Source organism: Belnapia sp. F-4-1, assembly GCF_000802185.1.
Taxonomy (GTDB): domain Bacteria; phylum Pseudomonadota; class Alphaproteobacteria; order Acetobacterales; family Acetobacteraceae; genus Belnapia.
Genome location: NZ_KN676113.1, coordinates 5,272,331 through 5,287,113, shown reverse-complemented (window position 1 = coordinate 5,287,113; position 14,783 = coordinate 5,272,331). Strand labels below are relative to the sequence as shown.

Annotated in this window: 16 protein-coding genes; 8 read left to right on the top strand and 8 right to left on the bottom strand. The window is 71.4% G+C overall.

Annotation, left to right across the window (positions count from 1 at the left end; translation table 11 throughout):
• Positions 1 to 44: 44 nt before the first annotated feature.
• The 5 genes from LH62_RS24945 to LH62_RS24930 form a co-directional block, all read right to left on the bottom strand.
• Positions 45 to 413 carry a type II toxin-antitoxin system RelE/ParE family toxin gene (locus LH62_RS24945; protein WP_043364778.1) on the bottom strand — a complete coding sequence of 123 codons (369 nt, stop codon included), beginning with the start codon at positions 411 to 413 and terminating at the stop codon, positions 45 to 47.
• Positions 414 to 541: 128 nt separating this feature from the next.
• A complete protein-coding gene (locus tag LH62_RS31290) occupies positions 542 to 691 on the bottom strand; it encodes a hypothetical protein (protein ID WP_160299887.1) in 150 nt (49 codons plus the stop codon).
• Between the two features lie 117 nt (positions 692 to 808).
• Positions 809 to 1,282 (bottom strand): hypothetical protein, encoded by a 474-nt coding sequence (locus LH62_RS24940; protein ID WP_144404620.1) that lies wholly within the window; start codon positions 1,280 to 1,282, stop codon positions 809 to 811.
• Between the two features lie 313 nt (positions 1,283 to 1,595).
• Positions 1,596 to 2,348 (bottom strand): carboxylesterase, encoded by a 753-nt coding sequence (locus tag LH62_RS24935; protein ID WP_043364776.1) that lies wholly within the window; start codon positions 2,346 to 2,348, stop codon positions 1,596 to 1,598.
• Positions 2,345 to 3,511 carry a fumarylacetoacetate hydrolase family protein gene (locus LH62_RS24930; protein WP_144404691.1) on the bottom strand — a complete coding sequence of 389 codons (1,167 nt, stop codon included), beginning with the start codon at positions 3,509 to 3,511 and terminating at the stop codon, positions 2,345 to 2,347. Before LH62_RS24930 ends, LH62_RS24935 begins: the two co-directional genes overlap by 4 nt.
• Positions 3,512 to 3,758: 247 nt before the next feature.
• Here LH62_RS24930 and LH62_RS24925 point away from each other — a divergent pair, with 247 nt between their 5' ends.
• From LH62_RS24925 to LH62_RS24915, 3 genes are all read left to right on the top strand, one after another.
• On the top strand, positions 3,759 to 5,036 hold the full coding sequence (locus LH62_RS24925) for a hypothetical protein (protein WP_043364774.1): 1,278 nt from the start codon (positions 3,759 to 3,761) through the stop codon (positions 5,034 to 5,036).
• 82 nt (positions 5,037 to 5,118) lie between these two features.
• Positions 5,119 to 5,613, top strand: coding sequence for a GNAT family N-acetyltransferase (locus LH62_RS24920; protein WP_043364773.1), 495 nt, complete (start codon positions 5,119 to 5,121; stop codon positions 5,611 to 5,613).
• Between the two features lie 86 nt (positions 5,614 to 5,699).
• Positions 5,700 to 7,175 (top strand): amidase, encoded by a 1,476-nt coding sequence (locus tag LH62_RS24915; protein WP_043364772.1) that lies wholly within the window; start codon positions 5,700 to 5,702, stop codon positions 7,173 to 7,175.
• Positions 7,176 to 7,198: 23 nt separating this feature from the next.
• On the opposite strand, the gene pyp is transcribed toward LH62_RS24915, so the two are convergent.
• Positions 7,199 to 7,573: a photoactive yellow protein gene (pyp, locus tag LH62_RS24910; RefSeq protein WP_043366569.1), complete on the bottom strand. Its 375-nt coding sequence runs from the start codon at positions 7,571 to 7,573 to the stop codon at positions 7,199 to 7,201.
• 134 nt (positions 7,574 to 7,707) lie between these two features.
• Here pyp and pcl point away from each other — a divergent pair, with 134 nt between their 5' ends.
• The 5 genes from pcl (at position 7,708) to LH62_RS24885 (ending at position 13,605) form a co-directional block, all read left to right on the top strand.
• A complete protein-coding gene (pcl, locus tag LH62_RS24905; RefSeq protein ID WP_052214894.1) occupies positions 7,708 to 8,919 on the top strand; it encodes a 4-coumarate--CoA ligase in 1,212 nt (403 codons plus the stop codon).
• Positions 8,916 to 10,289, top strand: a complete 1,374-nt coding sequence (locus LH62_RS24900; RefSeq protein ID WP_043364771.1) for a methyl-accepting chemotaxis protein — start codon at positions 8,916 to 8,918, stop codon at positions 10,287 to 10,289. The genes pcl and LH62_RS24900 overlap by 4 nt, the downstream gene beginning before the upstream one ends.
• Before the next feature lie 234 nt (positions 10,290 to 10,523).
• Entirely contained in the window at positions 10,524 to 11,573 is a 1,050-nt protein-coding gene (locus tag LH62_RS24895; RefSeq protein WP_043364770.1) for an Ldh family oxidoreductase, read from the top strand.
• On the top strand, positions 11,570 to 12,685 hold the full coding sequence (locus tag LH62_RS24890) for a glycosyltransferase family 4 protein (RefSeq protein ID WP_043364769.1): 1,116 nt from the start codon (positions 11,570 to 11,572) through the stop codon (positions 12,683 to 12,685). The genes LH62_RS24895 and LH62_RS24890 overlap by 4 nt, the downstream gene beginning before the upstream one ends.
• Positions 12,682 to 13,605, top strand: a complete 924-nt coding sequence (locus tag LH62_RS24885) for a glycosyltransferase family 9 protein (protein WP_043364768.1) — start codon at positions 12,682 to 12,684, stop codon at positions 13,603 to 13,605. The genes LH62_RS24890 and LH62_RS24885 overlap by 4 nt, the downstream gene beginning before the upstream one ends.
• Here the strand turns inward: LH62_RS24885 and LH62_RS24880 are convergent.
• Together LH62_RS24880 and LH62_RS24875 are read right to left on the bottom strand one after the other, a co-directional pair.
• Complete coding sequence (locus LH62_RS24880) at positions 13,602 to 13,841, bottom strand: DUF2188 domain-containing protein (protein WP_043364767.1); 240 nt, start codon at positions 13,839 to 13,841, stop codon at positions 13,602 to 13,604. The genes LH62_RS24885 and LH62_RS24880 overlap by 4 nt on opposite strands.
• A 6-nt stretch (positions 13,842 to 13,847) precedes the next feature.
• Positions 13,848 to 14,735 carry an NAD(P)-dependent oxidoreductase gene (locus tag LH62_RS24875; protein ID WP_043366566.1) on the bottom strand — a complete coding sequence of 296 codons (888 nt, stop codon included), beginning with the start codon at positions 14,733 to 14,735 and terminating at the stop codon, positions 13,848 to 13,850.
• Between the last annotated feature and the right edge of the window lie 48 nt (positions 14,736 to 14,783).

Here is a 14,783-nt window from a genome sequence, read left to right as displayed (position 1 = left end):
GAGAGGGCAAGGTCGTTAGCCGCCTCAGCAGCCTCCTGCACCTCTCAGCCTTGGTCGGCTTCCCGGACGTTCCTACGAGCAGCACGGGAGAGCACCATGCGATCGTGAACCAGACCCAGGATCTCGACCATGCCGTCTGCTGCCAGACGGTAGATGACGAGGTGCCGGGGATTGGCGACACGCCGTGCGGGATCGGCGCGCCGCCGGCCGAGGCGGGTCGGAGAGGCACGGATGCCCGGGAGGCGGGCCACTTCGACCGAGCCTGTCATGAGCGGCTCCTCGCCGAGGGCCGCCATGACCGTCAGGATCAGATAGCCATACCGGTCCGCGGCCTCCAGGCCATGGTAGCGCGCGCTGTCGGGAAGAAGGGCGTCGATCTGCTGTTCCGCCGTCCTGGTGAGACGATAGGCCACTACTCGCTGGCAGGCAGGCGGGACCGGAGGCGTGCCATCATCTCCTCTCGCAGCCGCCGCTCGTCATCCGGCGTCGCTACCGTTCGATAGTGACCGGCCTCGATATCCGTCGAACCGGACTCGACGGTCTACCGGAGCGCCTCGTCCTCCGCCGTGGGTTCGTCCGCAAGGCGCATCACGGCCTCTTCCAGGAAGGCGGACGGGCTGGCGGCCCTGCCCTCGGCGACTTGTTGCTCGATTACGCGCTGCAACTCATTGGGTAGCTGAACCACGCCCATGAGGAACCTCCGAAGCCATTGTAGCGCTTGTGCGGGACAGGTGGCGCATCCCGAATGGGCCAGCGGCCCGTCGAAGCCGGGTCGGGCGAGCCAACCGGAGCGACACCCAAGCTTCGCCTACCGGGTTCGGGTGGGGGACGGTCGTCCGGATGCCGAACCTCCGTTCTGGAAGCGCTCAAAGGCCTCGGCAAATTCCGGCCGCATCCGCCAGCGGAAATGATCCTCCGAGCTGCGGTCGGGCGCCGCCGTCGCCAGGGTGTAGGTCCATGCGGACGGGTCCCGGGAGTCTGCCTTGACAGGCTGGTAGCCCAGCTCAAGCGACAGCTCCCTGGCGAAACTGCCGAGATGGGCATTCGCAGGCCCGTAGCTGTTCCATCCCGGCGCCTCCGCGAGTTCACCGGCGGTCAGGCTCCGTTCCGAAGCCTTGTGCAGGGCTGCAAGCATCGCTTTATGGTGCTTGCCGAATTCTTTCCTCCGCTCAAGCTGATGGAGTGCGTCGAGAAACTCATCGGCGGTCGGAACCCCATCCACCCGCGCTGCTTTCGCCGCCGCCATCCGCTCGGCCAAAGCGCGCTCGACGGTCGCCAGCACGTCCTGGAGTGTCTCACCCGCGGCATCCACGAAATCCCCTGGTCCGAGGATCGCTCGCCCCCGATATCCAGATGCGGTCCTCATCGTGCGGACCACATGACGTCCGAGGTTATGTGTCGCCGATATACTCACGAGGCATCTCCAACTCGTTCCGGACATACTACATGTCCGGTTCAGCGAGTGAAGAAGTATCGGACGCATTCGCAATGATGTTTCGGAGGGCAACAAAATGCGCGCCATCGCGGGCGCAAACCCTTCGGGCTGGGAACCGCCATCCTCGGCCGGCGCGCACTCCAAGGAAGGGCAGCGATCATCACCCAGGACTCGCCATGACCTCCTCCACCACCCGCCGCAACACCCGCAAATCCTCCGCCCGCGACAGCCGGTGATCCCCGTCCTTCACCAGCACCACCTGCACATCCCCGCCCGTCACCGCCTCCGCGATCCGTAGCGCCGTGTCCCACGGCACATCCGGGTCCTGCTGCCCCTGCAACAGCCGCACCGGCCCCTCGAACTCCAGCGCCCGGTCCAGCACCATCTGCCTGCGCCCATCCTCCAGCAGCCCCCGCGTGATGGGGTAGGGGTCGCCATAGGCACTTGGCCGATGCCACACCCCCTCTCGTTCGAGCGCCGCCCGCGCCTCCACCGTCAGTGCCGCCTCGATCCGCAGGGTGAAGTCTGGCGCCGCCGCGATGCCGACAAACCCCGCCACCATCTCTGGCCGCCGCCGCATCAGCAGCAGGCTGATCCACCCGCCCATCGACGATCCGACCAGTACCTGCGGCCCGGTGGTGAGCGCCCCGATCGCGGCCTCCGCATCCGCCGCCCAGCGCCCGATGCTCCCGGCTTCGAACGCGCCCCCGCTCGCCCCATGCCCCGAATAGTCGAAGCGCAGGAAGGCCCGCCCCGTCTCCGCGCAGAAGGCGGCGAGGTCCTCCGCCTTCGTCCCCGTCATGTCGCTGCGAAACCCGCCGAGGAAGACAACGCCGGGGCCACACCCGGCGACGCGCCGCCAGGCCAGCTCCACCCCGTCCCCGCGGTCGAGCCGCCCGCTCTCCTCCCTCACGCCCGCGGCAACCCGCGCCGCGCCAAGTTCCCCATCAGCGCGCCAGCGCCGAAGGTCCAGGGCGGGCAGGCATCCGTCCGGTCCACCTCGTTGACCAGCGCCCCGAGCCGCGCCGAGGCGATCCGCACCACGTCGCCCGGATGATGGGTGAAGCCCTGGCCCGCGACGCCACGGTCCTTGCTCGGCGAGAAGGGCGTGCCGAGGAACAGCACCGCGCCATCGGGGTACTGGTGATGCGGCCCGATCAGCTGGTCGACCACCTCCGTCGGGTCGCGGCTGATCGAGCCGACTGCCCCCGTCTCCTCGAGCCGGAAGCCGTCCCGCCCCTCGATGGTCAGCGCGATCTCCGCCCGCCTGACATCCTCCAGCGTGAACCCGCCATCGAACAGCCGCAGCACCGGCCCGAGCGCGCAGGCCGCGTTGTTGTCCTTGGCGCGGCCGAGCAGCAGCGCCGAGCGCCCCTCGACGTCGCGCAGGTTCACGTCGTTGCCGAGCATCGCGCCGAGAATTGCCCCGCGCGCATTGACCGCCAGCACCACCTCGGGCTCCGGGTTGCTCCACTCGCTTGTCGGATGGACGCCGATCTTCGCGCCCACGCCGACGGACGCCATCGGCTGGCACTTGCTGAAGATTTCCGCATCCGGCCCGATGCCGACCTCGAGATACTGGCTCCACCATCCGCGCTCGACCAGCGCCGCCTTCAGCCGCATCGCCTCCGCGCTGCCCGGCCTGACGGCGGAGAGCTCGTCGCCGATGATCCCCCGCACCTCGGCCCGCACCGCCTCCGCCTGGCTCGCATCGCCGCGGCAGCGCTCCTCGATCACCCGCTCCAGCATGCTCCGCACATAGGTCACGCCGCAGGCCTTCACCGCCTGCAGGTCGACCGGCGCCAGCAGCCACGGCTTCGCCGCGTCCCGCGCCGCATGGTGGCTGTTGGCAAGCACCGCCGGCAGGTCGAGCGGCACCGGCACGCCGCGGTTGCGGATCGCCGCCACCGGGTCCGCCTCGTTCAGCCAGGCGCTCACCGTGCCGAAGGCCGGCGTCATGTCGAAGGCCGCGCCGTTGAGCAGGCCGATGGCGCTCGGCCCCTCCGCCGTCATGATCCGCGCCGCATAGGCCCCGTTCGGCCAGTCCTGCGGCAGGGCCGTGTTGTCCAGGCGCATCATTCATCCTCTCCCTGATTGCCGGCCAGTCTAGCCGTCCCGGCGCCGACGCGAAGCCCCACCCGCGCAACGGGCCGGAACCCACGCCCTGCAAGTCTTTGCCGCCGGGGTGCATGGGTAGGCAGGGGGGCGTGACACACACGGCCCCGCTGCCCGGCCTCTGCCTGACGCGCCTGTCACCGTCCGGCCCGCAACCCGAACGACACGGCAGCGTTTCGGCCACGCTCAACCGACAGTCGAAGGACCGATGTCCGAATATCTGCGCCGCCTGTTCGCCCTCCTGGCCGCCATCCTGTTCTCGCTGAGCCTCGCCGCCTGCGGCACGGTCGACTTCACCCGCCCCGGCATCGCCGACCCGGAAGCCGGCTACGCCGCCGCCTTCCCCTGGTACGCCGAGTTCTGCGCCCTGTCCCAGATCAGGAAGCGCCCCGGCTTCGGCGCCGAGATCCGGGGCGATATCGGCGGCCATGCGGTGCTCTACCTCAACGGCGCCTGCCGCGGCCCCGACGGCACCCTCATCCCCTGCGACACGCCCGGCGCCGGGCTGGAAGGGGGCGTCGGCCTCTCGATGAACGCGCATTTCCGCAACGCCAAATGGGTCGCCATCCCCGGCCGCGACTTCTTCTTCGAGGGCAATCTCCGCCACGGCGAGACGCTGACCCGCGCCCGCTATGCCGAGGTCCTGGCCGAGGCCCGCAGCCTCGGCCTCTATGACGGCATCGCTTTCCATGACGCGGCCATGACCAAGGCGCCGCCCGGCCTGCCGCCCGAGATGGCGAAATACGAGGTGTCCATCGCCACCGACTATGCCGTCGGCCTCGGCCGCGGCCGGTACTGCGCGCGGGTGCCGATGACGCGGGCGCAGATGCTCTCGATGATCGCCTTCCTCAACGCCGAGAACGCGCCCTACCGCCGCGGCGAGCGTGAATTCCACTGGTCGCTCTTCCAGGACAACTGCATCCACCTGGCGCACAACGCCCTCGCCGCCGCCGGATTCTGGCGCCGCTGGCCGACGCACAGGCCGCTGCCGCTCGCCATCCTCGACTTCCCGGTGCCGAAGAACGAGTTCGTCAACCTCATGCGCCGCGGCAACGACGCTGCGCTGCTCAGCCCGGAAGCCGCCTTCGCGGACCCCGCCGCCCGCCGCGCCGTGCTGGATTTCGGCACGCTGCCCGTCCGCCCCGGCGCCATCGCCCTCAGCGCCCCCGCTTGGCCGGCGAACGAGGTCTACGAGACCGAACTCGGCCTCGTCTTCTACGACGAGCCGACCCTCGGCCCCTACCGCCACTGGCTCGCCGAGATCCTGGCGACGCCCCGCCAGCACGCGCTGGAGCCCAACCTCCACTGGTATGCCGCCCGCCTGCACCGGCTGCGGGAGGAGCGTCGCCCCCTGCCGCCGGAGATGGCCGATTTCGGCGACCGGTTCTACGCTGCCCTCGACCGCGAACTGGCCGGCATCGACAGGCGGCTCGAGCGCCTCCGCGCCGCGCGCACGACTCCGGCCACCGGCCTCGCGCTCCGCTGACAGGCTGCCCCAAGCGGAGTTGACGCCGCGCCCGGCACCGAGCCTTGTGCTGCCGGCGCCAGGGTCCAGCGGAGGGCACGACATGGAGATCAGGCCAGTGCGGGAGGGGGATGCCCTTGCCCTCGCCGAGCTGCTCAACACGATCATCTCGCGCGGCGGGACGACCGCCATGGAGGAGCCCTTCACCCCCGAGGCCCTGGCCAGCGCCCTGCTGACCGGCCCCGGCGTGATCTGCTGCTTCGTCGCCCAGGAGGAGGACGGCAGCCTGGCGGGCTTTCAATCCCTTCTCCGCTCCGACGACATGCCGGAGGGTGTCGGCGACATCGGTACCTTCAGCCGCGTCGGGCGGGTGCAGAGGGGAACGGGCTCGCTGCTCTTCGCGGCAACGCGGCGGGCCGCCGCGGAGCGGGGATTGTCCGCCATCAACGCGACCATCCGCGCCGACAACGCCGGCGGCCTCGCCTTCTATGCGCGACTGGGCTTCGAGGATCACGCCATCAGCCATGCGGTGCCCCTGCGTGACGGCACCCCCATCGACCGGGTCAGCAAGCGCTACAGCCTGGGGGCCGCAGCCTGACATCCGCCCGACAGGCTGCGCCATTCGCCCTGGCCCGGGCTTTGCCTTACCCTGTCCCCGCTGGGGCATGAGTTGGGGCACGGACGATGACGCTGAGCATGAGCTGGGACGAGTGGACGCAACAGGACGCCACGGGCCTCGCCGCCCTCGTCCGCCAGGGCGAGCTGACCCCCGGGGACCTCGCCGCCCAGGCCGCCGCCGGCATCGCCCGCCTCAACCCCACCCTCGCTGCCGTGGTCGAGGTCTTCGAGGATGCCGTCGCCGACCCTGCGACCGGCGGCACCGACCTCGCCGGCCCCTTCGCCGGCGTGCCCTGGCTGATGAAGGATCTCGGCCCCACCATCGCCGGCCGGCTGCAGGAAATGGGCTCCCGCCTCATGCGCGGAAACCGCCCGACGGCGGATGCCTACCTCACCACCCGCATCCGTCAGGCCGGCCTCAACATCATTGGCCGTACGACGACGCCCGAATTCGGCTGCTGCTCCTCCGCCGAGAACCCGGCGGTCTACGTCACCCGCAACCCCTGGAACCTCGAGCACACCACCAACGGGTCGTCCGCCGGCTGCGGCGCCATGATCGCCGCCGGCGTCCTGCCGCTGAGCCACGCGACCGATGGCGGCGGCTCCATCCGCATCCCCGCCGGCGCCTGCGGCAACCTCGGGCTGAAACCCTCGCGCGGCGTCTTCTCCACCGCCCCCTATGCCTCCGACATCAGCAGCCTGGTCTCGACGCAGGGCTGCCAGAGCCGCACCGTGCGCGACACGGCGGCCTTCCTCGACCACTGCCGCGGCGGCGCCCCCGGCGAGTTCATGCCCTACTGGACCGCGCCCGAGCCCTGCACCTCGCTGATCCAGCGCGACCCGAAGCCCCTGCGCATCGCCCTTTCCCATGAATGGGGCGACTACCGCGCCACGCCGCATTTCGTCGCCGAGCTGGAGCGGGCTGGCCGCCTGCTGGAAAGCCTTGGCCACCATGTCGACTGGGCGCTGCCCGCGGTCGATTTCCGCGCCGCCTTCGCGGCCCAGACCACCTGCTACATCTCCAACTTCGCCCAGACGGTGGCCAACCTCATCGCCGCCCGCGGCTTCGACCGTCCGCCGGAGGACTTGGTCGAGCCGATGAACATCCGCATCTGGGAGGCCGGGCTCCACACCACCTACACCGAGCGCGCCCGGATGCAGGCGGCGTTCAACGCCACCTCCCGCGCCTTCGGCGCCTTCTTCGAGGAGTGGGACGTGATCCTGACGCCGATCACCGCGCTCCCCACCCCCCGCCTCGGCACCACCGAATACCTGACGATCTCCGACAACCCGGATGTCCATGACTGGTTCGGCAATCTTTGGCGCAACTTCGCCTATACGCCGCTCGCCAATCTCTGCGGCATCCCCGGCCTGTCGATGCCGCTCGGCCAGCAGGAGAACGGCCTGCCGCTCGGCATCCAGGCCCAGGCGAAGCAGGCCGACGACGGCCTGTTGCTGCAACTGGCGGCGCAGATTGAGCGGGCCATCGGCGGACAATGGAACAGCGGTCGCCGCCCGCCCCTGCACGTGACGGCTCCCTGAAGGGAGCCGCCACCCACCCAGGCTCAGACCCGCTTCACGAAGATCCAGACGCCATCCTTCACCGAAGCCGACTTCATGTGCACCCGCACCTTGGCGGGCGCCATGTTGTGGTCGAAGACGTATTCGAACATCGTGTTCACCTGGCCCTTGGTGACGCCTTCCTGGAACTTGCCTTGGAAGAGGTGCCCGCGCGTGCAAGGTGCGACATCCGTGAAGAAGTTCTTGCCGACGACCTCTTCCGGCTTGCGTCCCGTGATCTCGCCCTCGGCGTTGTTGTACTTCATGATCTTGCCGCTCGCATCGACGAGGACCGCACCGAAGGGCAGGCGGTTCAGCCGCGACGGGTCCTGCGCAACCAGGTTCTCGAGGTTGTCCGCCCCGAACTTGATGAGCTCCATGCCGACCATTCCCTTGCTGTGGATGATGCGGCTCCTCTCTGCCACGCTTCTTCTGAAAATCCGGTAAACGCCCGTCCCGGCATCGCCCGCGCGGCATTTACCCAAAATTCAGCACGCGGGCGCATCCTCTGCCGATGATGACGCCGCGACAGCATCTCGACCTCTCCGAAAGCGCCGTGCTGCGCGTCCTGCGCTCGCTGCTTGCCGCCGAGCTCACCGCCGCCGGCCGCCGCATCCGGGCGGAGGAGGCCGCGCTCTGGCCCGCCGACCTGGCGCTCGACGAGTCCGGCCTCGGGCTCGACAGCCTCGAGCGCCTGACCTGCGCCGCCGCCGTCAACGCCTTCTTCCACCTGCATGAGACAGGGATCGAGGACTACCTCCTGGCCCGCCATACGCTTTCCGGCTGGGCCGAGGTGGTGCGTGCCGCCCTCGCCGAGGGCGTCTCGGGCCTTACCGTCACGACCTCCGGCAGCACGGGCGAGCGCCGCCCCTGCACACATTCCGCCGCCCGCCTCCTGGCCGAGGGCGCCCACTGGGCAGGGCGCTTCGCCGACCGCCGTCGCATCCTCGCCCTGGTCCCTGCGCACCATATCTATGGCTTCCTCTTCACCGCCCTGCTGCCGGACCTGCTCGGCCTGCCGGTGCAGGATGCGCGCGCCCTCGCCCCTGGCCGGTTGCTGCGGGAGGTTGCGCCTGGCGATCTCCTGGTCGGCTTCCCGACAGGGTTCTCGGGCCTGCTGCGCTCGATCGGCCCTGCCATCCTGCCCGCCGATGTCGAGGCCGTCTCCTCCACCGCGCCGCTGCCCGCCGGGATCCACCATGCGCTCCGCGGCGTCGGTTTCGGCCGTGTGACGGAAGTCTATGGCAGTTCCGAAACTGGTGGCATCGCCACCCGCATCGCGCCGGAGGAGAGCTTCCGCCTGCTGCCCTGGTGGCGCCCTGGCGAGGCGGGCAGCATCGTCGATGCCGAGACCGGCCAACCCGTCCCGCTGCCCGATAACGCCGTCTTCGACAAGCAGGGGGGGTTCCACCTGCATGGCCGCAAGGACCGAGCCGTGCAGGTCGGCGGGGTGAATGTCTACCCGGACCGCATCGCCGCCCGCCTGCGCGAGCATCCGCTGGTCGCCGATTGCGTGGTCCGGCTCGATTCCCGCCTGGCCGAACCGAGGTTGAAAGCCTTCGCCATCCCCGCCCCCGGGGCGGAGCCGCAGCGCCTTGCCGCCGAGCTGGAGGCTTGGTGCCGCAGCGCCCTCTCCGCCCCCGAGCGGCCGGTACGCATCGATTGCGGCCCCGCCTTGCCCGTATCCGAGCTTGGTAAACTCACCGATTGGGAGGCTGCTGCATGAAGCTCCACCCGCACCTCTTCCTCACCTTGGCGACGCTCGGCCTCGCGCCTGGCGGCCTTGCTCTCGGCAGCAGCATTCCCTGGCTCGGCCTGCCCCTGCTGGCGCTCGGGCTATTCGGCCTGCTGCGGCTTTGCCGTCAGCCTGTGCCGCCGCCCCAGCCCTTACCGGAGGCAGCGCCCACTTCGGCGCCGCCCCCACCCGTCGCGGACCGAACTTCGGCGGTCGAGGCGATGGCCACGCGCATTGAGGCGGAGGCGGGCGAGGCGGTCGCCGAGGTCAACGCCGCCGCGCGCGACCTGCAGGCGGAGCTTGACCAGCTCGAAACCTCGGGCATGGAGCTCGAGCATCAGATGCAGGCCGCCCGCGGCGACAGCGAGCGCGGCGCGGCCGAAGCCGCCATCGCCGCCGAGGCCACCGACGCGATCCTCAAGGTCGTGCAGGACCTGACCGGAGAGGTGTCGCGCGCTGCCGCCACCTCCCGCGCCATGGCCGAGCGGGGCGAGGAGGCGCAGCGCCTAGTCGCCGAGCTCTCGGTCGCCGCCGGCGAGATCAATGCCGTCACCCGGCTGATTGCGGGAATTGCCGGCCAGACCAACCTCCTGGCGTTGAACGCGACCATCGAGGCGGCGCGCGCAGGCGAGGCCGGCAAAGGCTTCGCCGTCGTCGCCGGCGAGGTGAAGCAGCTTGCCGCGGAGGCCGCCAAGGCCAATGCCGCCATCGCCGAGCGGATCGCCGCGGTGCTGGATCGCGTCACCCGGACCACCCAGGCCGTCGACACAATCCTCGCCGGCGTGCGCGATCTTGCCGGCATCTCCGCAACCGTCGAGCAGGCGATGTCCCTCCAGGCGGAAACCGCGGCCAGCGTCGCCCGCGCGGCGGAGGATGCCTCGCGGGCGGCACAGGCCGCGACCGCCAAGGTGGTCGGCGCGGCGGCGAAGCTCGACGACAACCGGATGTCCATTGGGATGATGCATGGCACCTCCGGCCAGGTGGCGGCCGCGATCGACGGGCTGCAGGGGCGGCTCGTCGGCCTGGTCCGCGCCACCCTGGAGGAGGGCGACCGGCGGCACTACCCGCGCATCCCGGTGCGGTGTCGCTGCACCGTCCTGCCGTCGGGCAGTGGAGAAGCGGTCGCCGGCCAGGTCGCCAACCTGTCCCTCGGCGGCGCCAAGGTCTACAGCCGGGCCGCAGTCGCATCCGGCGATCTGGTGCGTCTGACGATCGATGGCCTGCCCGATGTCGCCTGCCGCGTTGTTGGAATGAGCGACGGGCTGCAACTCGCCTTCGTCTTCCCTGATACCGAGACGGAGCGTGAACTTCAGAGCGGACTGAAGGCGTTCCTCTCCGCTCTGCAGAGCGAGGCGGCCTGAACTCCTGGACAGGACGTCCGCTCGTTTGGTATAGGAAAATTGTCAGAGCTTGGGTCGTGGTCTCGAACCAGGGACCTCCGCCTAAATCCTTCAAACATTCAATTTTCCTCTTGGTGCGCAGCCAAAACAAGACGTTGCGGCATCTCTGACTGAGGTTTTGAACCGCCTTACCCCCGCCTTGACGAATCCCCCCGCCGGCCCGAGGAACACCCCTCCATCGCGCCGAGGCCTCCGATGACCCGCTACGCCCATGCCGACCTCACCACCCTCGCCGCCGCCCTCTTCGCGGCCGGCGGCATGGATGCCGACAGGGCCGGGGTGGTGGCCGAGATCCTGGTCGAGGGCGACCTGATGGGCCATGACACCCACGGCCTCGCCCTGCTGCCGCCCTATCTCGACGGCCTCGCCAGCGGCGACATGCAGGGCAGGGGGGAGCCCACGGTCCTTTCCGGCACCCCGGTCGTCGAGACCTGGGACGGCGGCAAGCTCCCCGGTCCCTGGCTGGTCCGCCGCGCCGGCGACCTCGCCGCCGACCGTGCCGCGGAATACGGCCTCTCGGCCGTGGCCATCTGCCGTTGCCATCATATCGGCTGCCTCGCCGCCTACCTCCCGCGCCTGGTGCAGCGCGGCCTCGTCGCCCAGATCTGGTCCTCCGACCCGGCGACGGCCTCCGTCGCCCCCTGGGGCGGCACCCGCCGCATCATCACGCCGAACCCGCTCGCCGCCGGCTGGCCCGGCCCGGACGGGCCGGTGATGATCGACATCTCCATGTCCATCACCACCAACGGCATGACCGCCCGGCGCCGCGCCGAGGGTACCCGCTTCCCCTTTGATGCCCTGCTCACCGCCGAAGGCCAGCCCACGGACGACCCGGAAGCTTTCTTCGAGGACGGCACCCTGCTGCCGCTGGGCGGCATGGCCGCCGGCCACAAGGGCTTCGGCCTCGGGCTGCTGGTCGAGGCGCTGACCTCGGGCCTTGCCGGCCATGGCCGCGCCGAGGCGCCCAGCGGCTGGGGCGCCAATGTCCTGGTCCTGGTGATCGACCCGGCCCGCTTCGGCGGGGCGGAGGGCTTCCTTCGCGAGAGCGGCTGGCTCGCCGAGGCCGTCCGCACCAACCCGCCCGTCGCCGCCGGCCAACCGCCCCGCCTCCCCGGCGAGCGCGCCTGGCAGCGCCGCGCGGAGGCAATGGCGCAGGGCGTCGCCCTCCACCCCTCCATCCCGCCCGCGCTCGCCGCCCGCGCCGCCGCCGCCGGCCTCGCCATGCCGAGCCCCATCGCCGCGTGAGCCTGCCGCCCATCCTCCAAGTGCTGCCGAGCCTCGTCGCCGGCGGGGTGGAGCGCGGCACGCTCGAGATCGCCGAGGCCATCATCGCCGCCGGCGGCCGCGCCCTCGTCGCCTCGGCCGGCGGCCCACTGGTCGGGCCGCTGGAACGGCTCGGCGCCACCCACGTCACCCTGCCGCTGCGCACCAAGGCGCCCTGGGGCATCCTCCGCAATGCCGGCGCCCTGGCCCGGCTGGCGGCGGCGGAAGGCGTCGGCATCGTCCATGCCCGCTCGCGCGCACCCGCCTGGTCGGCGATGCTGGCGGCGCGGCGGGCGGGCGCCCACTTCGTCACCACCTATCACGGCACCTACAACGAGGGCGTCCCGGGCAAGCGGCTCTACAACTCGGTCATGGCGAAGGGCGAGCGTGTCATCGCCATCAGCCACTTCATCGCCGCCCATATCCGCGAGCGCCACGGCACCGACCCGGCGCGCATCCGCATCATCCCCCGTGGCGTCGATCCCCGCAGCTTCGATCCGGCGCTGGTCCCGCCCGGCCGCCTTGCCGCGCTTCGCGCCGAATGGCGCCTGCCGGAGGGCCGACCGGTGCTGATGCTCCCCGGCCGCATCACCCGCTGGAAAGGGCAGGGGGTGCTGCTCCGGGCCATGGCCCACCTGCCGCCCGAGGCCATTGCCGTGCTGGTCGGCGACGGCCCTCGCTACCGCCGCGAGCTGGAGGCGGAGGCGGCCCGCCTCGGCCTCGGTGACCGGCTGCGCTTCGCCGGCCATGTCGAGGACGTGCCGGCCGCCCTGCTGCTCGCCGACCTCGTCCTGCATTGCTCGACCGAGCCCGAGGCCTTCGGCCGCACGGTGATCGAGGCCCAGGCCATGGCCCGCCCGGTGATCGCCGCCGATCTCGGCGGCCCGCGCGAGACGGTGATGCAGAACGAGACCGGCTGGCGCGTCCCCCCCTGCGACCCGGAGGCCCTGGCCCGCGCCATCCGCCATGCGCTCGGCCTGCCGCTCGCCCGCCGTGCCGCGGTCGGCGAGGCCGCCCGCGCCCATGTGCTCGCCCACTACACCACGGCCGCGATGCAGGCGGCGACGCTCGCCGTCTACCGGGAATTGGCATGACGGCCGGCCGGATCCTCGTCATCAAGCTCGCCGCGCTCGGCGACGTGGTGCAGGCCTTCGGCCCCTTCGCCGCGATCCGCGCCCATCACCCGGGCGCCGAGGTCACCCTGCTGACGACGCCGCCCTATGCCGGCCTGCTGCGCCGCAGCCCCTGGTTCGACCGCATCTGGGAGGATGGCCGTCCTGCCTGGACCGACCTGCCTGCCGTCTGGCGCCTCGCCCGCCGCCTGCGCGCCGCCCGCTTCGGGCGGGTCTATGACCTGCAGACTTCGTCCCGTTCCTCACGCTACCGGCTGATGGTCGGCGGCGGCGCCGAATGGTCCGGCATCGCCCCCGGCGCCAGCCTTCCCCATGCCAACCCCGCACGGGACCTGATGCACACCGCCGAGCGCCAGCGCGAGCAGCTGGAGATGGCCGGCATCGCCGACTTCCCCGCCCCCGCCCTGGATTGGCTGGATGACGACATTTCCAGCCTCGGCCTGCCGGCACGCTTCGCCCTGCTGATCCCCGGCGCCTCGCCCGGCCGCCCCGGCAAGCGCTGGCCGGTGGAGCGCTTCGCCGCGCTCGCCGCCGGCCTCGACCTGCCCGTCGCCGTCATCGGCGGCCCGGCCGAGGCGCCGCTCGCCGCCGCCATCGCCGCCGCCCGGCCCGGGGCGGTGATCGACCTGACCGGCCGCACCAGCCTCGCCGGCCTCGGCGCCGTCGCCCGTCGCGCCGCCTTCGCCATCGGCAATGATACCGGCCCGACCCACCTGGCCGCCGCCGCCGGCTGCCCGACCCTCGCGCTGTTCGGCCCGGAGAGCGACCCGGCCCTCTGCGCCCCGCGCGGCCGCGTCGTGGCCGTCCTCCGCCACCCACGCCTCGCGGCGCTGGAGGTGGCCGAGGTCCGCACGGCGCTGGCAGCGCTGGTGGCTGCCTAGTCGGTCACATCCGCATCCGGCCGGTCACCGCCCGCCGAATACTCGGTGCGCCATTCGCCCGTCTCGTCCTGGTACTCGATGTAGGCGTCGTTGCCGGGGATGTGCTGCTCCTGCGCCACGCGCTTCGCCGCCCGCATCGCCGCGTCATGCGTGGGGAAGGACTCCGAGAAGACATCGCCGAGCTTGTAGGCCCAGCCGCCATCATGCTGGACGATCTTGTAGTGGATCTTTGCCATCCGCCGTCACTCCTTCCGGCTCCTGATCTCCGCCCCCGCCCAGCCTTCCACCAGCCGCGCCAGCGCCGAGATGTCCTCCCCCGCCATCCCATGCCCGGCGGCGAAGCGCCAGACCCGCGCCGCCTGCTCGATCGCCCACATCGGCACGTCGAGCGAGGCCGCCTCGGCGAGGCCAAGCTTCACATCCTTGTCCACCACCGCGATCGCCGCGCCGAAGGCGAAGCGCCCCGCTAGCACTTCCTCCGCCACGCGCTCGGTGACGACGCTGCGCCCCGTCCCGGCATTCAGCATCGCCAGCATGGTATCGGGGTCGAGCCCCGCCTTGGCGCCCATGGCGAGCCCCTCGAAGCCGGCGACCATGTTGGCGGCGAAGACCAGGTTGTTGACGAGCTTCATCACCTGCGCCTGCCCCGGCCGCTCGCCGAGGGTGAAGACCACGCGCCCGATCCGCTCCTGCCAGGGCCTGAGCCGCGCCACCGCCTCCGGCGCGCCAGCGGCGAGCATGGCGAGGGTCCCCGCCCGCGCGCCCGAGGGGCCGCCGCTGATCGGCGCATCCACCACGGCGATGCCGCGCTCCGCGAGCCGCGCCGCGATGCCCTCGACCATCGCGCGGCCGATGGTGGACATCTCGGCATAAAGTTTGACGGCGCCGCCACCGGCGACCTCGCCCGCGACTGCCTCGCTGACCTGGCCATTGGGCAGGCAGGCGAGGACGATCTCCGCCGCATCGGCGACGGCCCGCGCGCTGGCGCAGCCGATGGCGCCCTGCGCCGCGAGCCCCGCCACCGCCTCCGGCCGCGGGTCGAAGACATGCAGCGCCACATCCGGGCCGAGCAGCCGCGCCGCCATCGGCGCGCCCATCTGGCCGAGGCCGATGAAGCCAATGCTTGTCATGCTTGCTTCCTTCGCATGGTGGGCCAGTTCGGCGCTCCGGTCGTCGGG

What these genes read in the sequence shown, in the direction of transcription:
- LH62_RS31290 (WP_160299887.1), bottom strand. Translation starts at nt 691, where the DNA reads ATGGGCGTGGTTCAGCTACCCAATGAGTTGCAGCGCGTAATCGAGCAA.
- LH62_RS24930 (WP_144404691.1), bottom strand. Translation starts at nt 3,511, where the DNA reads ATGCGCCTGGACAACACGGCCCTGCCGCAGGACTGGCCGAACGGGGCC.
- LH62_RS24925 (WP_043364774.1), top strand. Translation starts at nt 3,759, where the DNA reads ATGTCCGAATATCTGCGCCGCCTGTTCGCCCTCCTGGCCGCCATCCTG.
- LH62_RS24920 (WP_043364773.1), top strand. Translation starts at nt 5,119, where the DNA reads ATGGAGATCAGGCCAGTGCGGGAGGGGGATGCCCTTGCCCTCGCCGAG.
- LH62_RS24915 (WP_043364772.1), top strand. Translation starts at nt 5,700, where the DNA reads ATGACGCTGAGCATGAGCTGGGACGAGTGGACGCAACAGGACGCCACG.
- pyp (WP_043366569.1), bottom strand. Translation starts at nt 7,573, where the DNA reads ATGGAGCTCATCAAGTTCGGGGCGGACAACCTCGAGAACCTGGTTGCG.
- pcl (WP_052214894.1), top strand. Translation starts at nt 7,708, where the DNA reads ATGATGACGCCGCGACAGCATCTCGACCTCTCCGAAAGCGCCGTGCTG.
- LH62_RS24900 (WP_043364771.1), top strand. Translation starts at nt 8,916, where the DNA reads ATGAAGCTCCACCCGCACCTCTTCCTCACCTTGGCGACGCTCGGCCTC.
- LH62_RS24895 (WP_043364770.1), top strand. Translation starts at nt 10,524, where the DNA reads ATGACCCGCTACGCCCATGCCGACCTCACCACCCTCGCCGCCGCCCTC.
- LH62_RS24885 (WP_043364768.1), top strand. Translation starts at nt 12,682, where the DNA reads ATGACGGCCGGCCGGATCCTCGTCATCAAGCTCGCCGCGCTCGGCGAC.
- LH62_RS24880 (WP_043364767.1), bottom strand. Translation starts at nt 13,841, where the DNA reads ATGGCAAAGATCCACTACAAGATCGTCCAGCATGATGGCGGCTGGGCC.
- LH62_RS24875 (WP_043366566.1), bottom strand. Translation starts at nt 14,735, where the DNA reads ATGACAAGCATTGGCTTCATCGGCCTCGGCCAGATGGGCGCGCCGATG.